The following is a 3,684-nucleotide window of genomic DNA, read 5'->3' as shown; positions in this document are numbered from 1 at the left end:
TCGAAATTGAAACTATGAAAATAAGGGTGTTTTGATAATTTTCCTCACGCAAATAGAAAAAGGACCTAAGTTAAATACCTAAGTCCTTGATTTCTATGTAGCGTGATCCAGAATTGAACTGGAGACCTCCGGGTTATGAATCCGACGCTCTAACCAACTGAGCTACCACGCCATTTATTAAGGGTGCAAATATAAAAAATAAAACTTGCGCAGAACAAAATTATCCAGTTAATTTTTAAAATATAATTTTTTTTAAAAAGAAAATATATATATATTGTGCTTTTTAAAAATAGACTATGATTGCAAAAATAAAATTTGAAATTGAATTCCAAATACACGCTTCTCCTCATATGTTATACCAATATTTTGGTACCCCTTCCGGTCTCTCAGAATGGTTTGCGGATAATGTAAATTCCAGAGGAGAAATATATACTTTTATCTGGAACGGATCAGAAGAACAAGCCAAAGTGCTTCAGGAACGTCCTGATGAAAAAATTAAATTTAGGTGGCTTGATGACGGCGATGATAAAACGTTCTTCGAGTTTAAGATTGAAGTGGATGAAATCACTAAAGATGTTTCCCTAATTGTTACCGATTTTGCAGAAGAAGATGAAATAGAAGATTCTAAAATGTTTTGGAAAAATCAAATTGACGAACTTAAACGCACTATTGGCGCTTAAAATATAAATGAATTTAAAAAAAAACCTTGAAGATCTTCAAGGTTTTTTTATGTAGTTTTGTCCCTAAATATTTAAGATATGATCAATTTTAATGGCCGCATGCTTGATAAATCAAAAGCGATATTACATTCAGGTAATAGGGCTTTTAACTATGGAGATGCACTATTTGAAACGCTAAAAATTGTGAATTCAAAAATTAATTTTTTAGAAGACCACTATTTTAGGTTGATGGCTTCCATGAGAATGTTGCGCATGGAGATTCCCTTGAATTTTACCATGGAATTTTTTGAAAGCGAATTGCTAAAAACCGCGGTACAAAATAATTTGGAAAGTGCAAGGATGAGACTTACCGTTTTTAGAAAAGATGGCGGACTTTACAATCCAATCAGCAACCAAATTGACTATATAATAGAAACTTCGCCATTAATAAGTTTGGTAAAAGAAAAATATTCAGTTGATATATTTAAAGATTATTACTTGAATTCCGATATGTTATCGACCATTAAAACAACAAATAAAATAACCAATGTGCTGGCCAGTATTTACGCCTCGGAAAATGGGTTTGACAATTGTATTTTAGTGAACGAAAAAAAACATGTTGCTGAAGCAATAAACGGAAATATTTTCGTGGTAAAAGGAAATATCATAAAAACCCCTCCAATTACTGATGGATGTATTAAAGGAATCATAAGAAAAAAAATACTTGAAATGGTTTCAAAAAGTGACGAATATACCATCGAAGAAGTCGAAATTTCACCTTTTGAATTACAAAAAGCCGATGAGGTTTTTATCACAAACACTATTGCGGGCATTCAGCCTGTAACCCAGTTTAAAAAATGTAATTATAGTATCAAAGTATCCAAAGAATTAACCTTGATGTTAAGCAAGTTAATTTAATGCCGGATTTTTGGGCGCATTTGCCCATATTTGGTATTCACCGCCAAATTCCATTAATTGATTTTTCCACAGAGTAGCAATGTTTACCTGCAATAAATTGGGATATTTATTTTCTGTGACAACCCAGGAAGATTCATTTAACTCATCTTTTAACTGATCTACAGACCATCCTGAATAGCCTAAGAAAAACCGAATGTCGGTAGTTTTCAAAAGATTGTTATCCAGTAATTCGGTTAAAGTTTCAAAATCTCCACCCCAATAAATATTTTTGTCTATTTGAATGCTTTTAGGAATTAAATCTGGTGAATTATGAATAAAATAAAGATTTTCTTGTTCAACAGGTCCGCCATTGTAAATTTTGAAATCACAATTTATTTCAGGAATTAAATCATTTAATACAAATTTAGAGGGTCTGTTTAAAATAAATCCAACACATCCGTTTTCTCCATGTTCGGTTAAATAAATGACTGATCTGTTAAATGCTTTATCATTTAATATGGAAGGTTCCGCAACCAGTAATCGGCCTTTTGATGGATTTTTTATGAACATAGTAGTAGTTATGAAATACTAAATATAACAAAATTTATCAATAAAAAAAACTCTCTAAGTTTTTTTTAGAGAGTTTTGTGTTATAAGAAAGAATTCTTATATATTAGTTTACAGCATCACTTAAGCCAGCTCCAGCTTTAAATTTCACAACATTTTTTGCTGCAATTTTAATAGTTTTTCCTGTTTGAGGATTTCTTCCATCTCTTGCTGCTCTTTTAGAGACAGACCAAGTTCCCCATCCAACTAAAGCTACTTTATCTCCTTTTTTAAGAGCGCCTGTTACGTTTCCTGTTAATGATTCTAAAGCTGCTTTTGCCGCTGCTTTTGTGATTCCGGCATCTGCTGCCATTGCATCAATTAAATCTGATTTGTTCATAAATTTAGATATTAAATTAATTGGTTAAACATATTTTGCTACTAATAGCTTAACAAAGTTATACGGAATAAGGGTTTGTGCAAGTTTTTGCTAAAGAAAGTGACATTTTTGTTAATAAATAACGCTAAATGTTAATAACATCAATGATTATTGGAGAAATATATCTGAAGCCCTTTAAAATATGGAGTTTATTGCATAAATGCATTTTCATTAAATTGGAAACCATTTAACAAACTTTTACTGTCCATTTGTTTTTTGCCGGCGAGCTGTAAACTTTCAATAATAATGTATCCGTTGCTTAAGGCGACTTTAATATCGTTTTTGGAAGTGATTACGGTTCCTGTTTTATGTTGATGTGGTGCGGATTCCTTTTTTACGTTATAAATTTTAACCTTAATTTCTTTATCATTATTAATGAGTGTTGTCCAGGCAGCTGGGTATGGATTTAAACCTCGTATTAAATTGTAAGTATTGGTTAAAGTGTCGTTCCAATTTATTTTGCACGTTTCATTATATATTTTTGGCGCTGATTTTTCTTCAATTTCCGGTTGTTTGATGGTTTTAACAGTCCCTTTTTCAATTTGCTGAACCGTTTTTACGACCAATCTGCTGCCAACTTCCATTAACTTATCGTGTAATTCACCTAAAGTTTCATCATCTCCAATGTTAACTTCTTCCTGTAAAATAATGTTTCCGGTATCAATTTTTTCATCAATAAAAAAAGTGGAGACCCCAGTTTTGGTTTCACCGTTAATGATGGCCCAATTAATGGGCGCTGCTCCCCTGTAATTTGGCAAAAGAGATGCATGAAGATTAAATGTGCCATATTCTGGAAGCTGCCATACATCTTTTGGCAGCATTCTAAACGCGACAACAATTTGCAAATTGGCATTTAAACTTTTTAATTGGGTAATAAATTCTTCACTTTTTAAATTGCTGGGCTGCAAAACAACTAGGTTTTGTTCCAATGCGTATTTTTTTACAGGAGATTGTTGAATTTTTCGGCCTCTTCCTGCTGGTTTATCAGGCGCGGTTACCACGCCAACCACGTTGAATTTTGCTTTTATAAGTGCGTCTAAGGTCGCAACGGCAAAATCTGGAGTTCCCATAAATACAATGCGTAAATCTCTCATTAAAAAGTGCGTTTAAATTTATTTTGCGAAGTTATCGTTATTTTATTTT

5 protein-coding genes and 1 tRNA gene are annotated in these 3,684 nt (G+C 32.4%); 2 read left to right on the top strand and 4 right to left on the bottom strand.

Features of this window, described 5'->3' with window-relative positions; translation table 11 throughout:
• Nucleotides 1–98: 98 nt before the first annotated feature.
• Nucleotides 99–172 (bottom strand) — tRNA-Met (locus ABY285_RS12320).
• 124 nt (nt 173–296) lie between these two features.
• On the opposite strand from ABY285_RS12320, the gene ABY285_RS12315 reads away from it, so the two are divergent.
• Both ABY285_RS12315 and ABY285_RS12310 read left to right on the top strand, forming a co-directional pair.
• Nucleotides 297–680 (top strand): START-like domain-containing protein, encoded by a 384-nt coding sequence (locus ABY285_RS12315; protein ID WP_372770494.1) that lies wholly within the window; start codon nt 297–299, stop codon nt 678–680.
• A 78-nt stretch (nt 681–758) separates the two neighbouring features.
• On the top strand, nt 759–1,577 hold the full coding sequence (locus tag ABY285_RS12310) for an aminotransferase class IV (RefSeq protein WP_372770492.1): 819 nt from the start codon (nt 759–761) through the stop codon (nt 1,575–1,577).
• Here ABY285_RS12310 and ABY285_RS12305 read toward each other — a convergent pair.
• The 3 genes from ABY285_RS12305 to fmt form a co-directional block, all read right to left on the bottom strand.
• Complete coding sequence (locus ABY285_RS12305) at nt 1,569–2,126, bottom strand: YqgE/AlgH family protein (protein ID WP_372770490.1); 558 nt, start codon at nt 2,124–2,126, stop codon at nt 1,569–1,571. The two genes, ABY285_RS12310 and ABY285_RS12305, sit on opposite strands and share 9 nt — an antisense overlap.
• A 103-nt stretch (nt 2,127–2,229) precedes the next feature.
• Nucleotides 2,230–2,502: an HU family DNA-binding protein gene (locus ABY285_RS12300; protein WP_372770488.1), complete on the bottom strand. Its 273-nt coding sequence runs from the start codon at nt 2,500–2,502 to the stop codon at nt 2,230–2,232.
• A gap of 188 nt (nt 2,503–2,690) precedes the next feature.
• The gene (gene fmt, locus ABY285_RS12295) at nt 2,691–3,635 is read right to left on the bottom strand and encodes a methionyl-tRNA formyltransferase (protein ID WP_372770486.1); all 945 of its coding nucleotides are present in this window, start codon (nt 3,633–3,635) and stop codon (nt 2,691–2,693) included.
• Nucleotides 3,636–3,684: the final 49 nt, after the last annotated feature.

Origin of the sequence: Lutibacter sp., from assembly GCF_041555395.1 — a bacterium.
Lineage (GTDB): Bacteria > Bacteroidota > Bacteroidia > Flavobacteriales > Flavobacteriaceae > Lutibacter.
Note: the sequence above shows the minus strand (reverse complement) of the source record. Positions and strands in the feature narration are given on the sequence as shown.

Bases quoted from the DNA above. Each gene is read 5' to 3' on its own strand.
- ABY285_RS12315 (WP_372770494.1), top strand. From the start codon at position 297: ATGATTGCAAAAATAAAATTTGAAATTGAATTCCAAATACACGCTTCT.
- ABY285_RS12310 (WP_372770492.1), top strand. From the start codon at position 759: ATGATCAATTTTAATGGCCGCATGCTTGATAAATCAAAAGCGATATTA.
- ABY285_RS12305 (WP_372770490.1), bottom strand. From the start codon at position 2,126: ATGTTCATAAAAAATCCATCAAAAGGCCGATTACTGGTTGCGGAACCT.
- ABY285_RS12300 (WP_372770488.1), bottom strand. From the start codon at position 2,502: ATGAACAAATCAGATTTAATTGATGCAATGGCAGCAGATGCCGGAATC.
- fmt (WP_372770486.1), bottom strand. From the start codon at position 3,635: ATGAGAGATTTACGCATTGTATTTATGGGAACTCCAGATTTTGCCGTT.